Source organism: Streptomyces antimicrobicus (assembly GCF_020532625.1).
GTDB classification, from domain to species: domain Bacteria; phylum Actinomycetota; class Actinomycetes; order Streptomycetales; family Streptomycetaceae; genus Streptomyces; species Streptomyces antimicrobicus.
In genome coordinates, this window is the sequence record NZ_JAJAUY010000260.1 from 1 (window position 1) to 2,647 (window position 2,647).

A 2,647-nucleotide genomic window follows, 5' to 3' on the forward strand; every position below is an offset into this window, starting at 1 on the left:
CTGGCCGGGTCGGCGTCGGGCGCGGAGTCGTCCAGCCAGCCGGCCCGGACGGCCTCGGCGGTCTCCTGCTCCACCTCCGACAGCCGCGCCCGCAGGTGCTCGGCCTCGCTGCGGGCCCGCTGCGCGGCGGTCGCGGCGGCGGTGGCGTCCCGGTGGGCGGTCTCGGCCGCCGCCTGGAGGGCGGCGGACCGCTCCTCCTCCTCGTTGGCGAGCCGCTCGCCGTCCTCCGCGGCCGTGTGCAGGGCCCGTACGAGCGCGGCGGCGGCCGTGGCCCGGGCGGCCAGCGCCGGGGCGGCGTCGCGTTCGGCCTCCCGGATGGCGGCGGCGACCCGGGCGGAGCGGTCGGCGGCGGCGCGGTGCCGCAGCACGGACTCGGCCGCCTGCCACGCCGCGTGCAGGGTGCGGGCCTCCAGCAGCTCGCGGCGCTGGGCCGCGGCGGCCTTGTCCGCCACGGTCAGGGCCAGCGAGGCGTGCCGGTAGGCGAGTTCGGCGGCGATCAGCGCGCTGCGCTCGCGCGCGCTCTCGGCGGCGGTCACCTCGTGGGCGGCCTCGGTGACCCGCTGCGCGAGGTCTGCGGCCCGGCCGCGCTCCTGCGCGGCGCGGGCGGACAGCCGCCGGGCCAGGGTGCGGGTGCGGCGCTCGGCGCCGGCGTGGACGTCGCGGGCGCGGGCCCGGGTGCCGGCGGCCTCGACGATGCGGTTCAGGAGGTCCACCGAGCCGGCGGTGAAGTCGCGTTCGGCCATCAGCTCCGAGCGGCGGCCCAGCTTGTTGCCGAAGCCGTGGACCAGGTCGGCGAGGCCGTCGGTGTCGCGGGTGTCGGTGACGGCGCGCAGCAGCAGGTCGGTGAAGTCGGAGTCCTTCTTGACCGCGAAGAGGCCGGCGGCCTCGCCCTCGTCGGCGTTCATCTCGCGCTGGTAGCGGAAGAGTTCGGGGTCGAGGCCGAGCTCGCCGAGGTGCTCGTTCCAGCGGTCGTGGATCTCCTCCCAGTACACCTCCAGGTGCGGGTACGCCTTGCCGGCCTCGGTGAGCGCGTCCCGGAAGCCCTTCATGGTGCGGCGCCGGCCCTGGGCGCCGGAGGCGCCTTCGGCGGCGGGCCGCACGGCGGTCGACTCGGCCACCGGGAGGTTGTCCAGGCTCAGGCCCGGGCCGGGGCGGAAGGAGTACCAGGCCTCGGCGAACTTGCGCGGGTCGTTGGAGACCTGGCGGCCGCGCCACTCGCTGACCTTGCCGACCACCACGCACTCGCCGGTGCGGGTGTGCTGCCACTCCAGCGCGACGTGTCCGCAGTCGTCGGCGAGCAGGAACTTGCGCAGTACGCCCGAGCTGGCGCCGCCGAGGGTGTTGCGGTGGCCGGGGAGCATGACCGAGAAGATCAGCTTGAGCAGGACGGACTTGCCGCCGCCGTTCTCCAGGAACAGCACGCCGGCGGGCGCGGGGCGGCGCGGCGGCCCGGCGGGCTCCTCCTCGAAGAACTCCGCCTGGGTGGGCGCCGGGTCCGGCACCGGCTCGCCCACTCCGCGCAGGTCGAGCACGGTGTCGGCGTAGCGCGCGCCGGCGGGCCCGATGGAGTAGAGGCGGATCCGGGACAGCTCGTACATGGCGGACTCTCGTGGTGGGGACGTACGGAGGTACGGACGGACGGCGGGGCGGACGGACAGTGGGCGGACGGACAGCGGGCGGACGGACAGCGGGCGGACGGACGGCGGGCGGACGGCGGGGACGGGGGCGCGGACGGGCGGCCCGCCGGGCGGGTCAGGCGTGGAACGGCAGGCCGGCGTCGGCCACCAGGTCCAGGTCGTCGCCCTCGGGCGGCGGCAGCAGGCTCGCGGAGCCGTCGCTGACGGGCACCACGCCGAGCTCCAGCAGCTCGGCCATCGCGGCGCTGCCCGCCATGTCGCGGACCTGCAGCTGGTAGCGGGGGGTGGTGCGGTACGCGCCTCCGGCGTCGTCCCCGGTGCGCTGCAGGAAGCCGGAGTCGGTGAGGAAGGCGACGGCCTTGCCGACGATGCCGGTGGTGGAACCGGCCAGCCGGCGGGCGTCCTTGGTGGCGCCGGTGGCGCTGCGGCGGGCGTAGACCCGCCAGGCGGCCTCCAGACCCGGGGCGTCGCTCGCGGGGTCGGTGTTCTCGCCGAGTTCCTCGGCGCGCTCCTCCAGGCGGCGGCAGGCCTGCCGGACGAAGGAGTCGACGCCGTTGACGGTGATGCGGCCGATGTAGCCGTCGTCGGCGAGGTCCTCGGGACGGGGGAAGGCGAGCGCGGCGACGGCGAGGTGGGCCAGGCCGTGCAGGAACCGGTCGGCGGAGTCGGCGGCGGTGCGGCGGGCGTAGTCGCCCATGCGGACGGCGAAGACGGAGTCCTCGGCGGCGGCCACGGCCATGCCGGCGCGGGTGGAGACCTCCAGCACGACCAGGCCGAGGCCGGTGGCGACGGCGTCGGCGAGGCGGGCGAAGCCGGGGTCCTCGCGGTACCGGCGCAGCAGCTCGGCGTACTCGGCGTCGCGGGCGGGCAGCAGCTTGGGCTGGAGCCCGTACGCGACGAGGCGCGCCGCGTCGGCGGCGTCGGCCGGGGTGGCCCCGGTGGTCGGGACGCTCGGCGCGGGCGCGGACGGGCCCTCGTCGGGCTCGCTCCACGCGGCGTGCTCGGCGTGG

General features: G+C 77.4%; 1 protein-coding gene and 1 pseudogene. Both read right to left on the minus strand.

What is annotated here, in order from left to right:
• Positions 1-1,598 (minus strand): annotated as a pseudogene (locus tag LG632_RS29930) (hypothetical protein); the annotation flags it as partial.
• A 154-nt stretch (positions 1,599-1,752) separates the two neighbouring features.
• Positions 1,753-2,647: hypothetical protein (locus LG632_RS29935; RefSeq protein WP_226731068.1), on the minus strand; the 895-nt coding region annotated here is incomplete at its 5' end.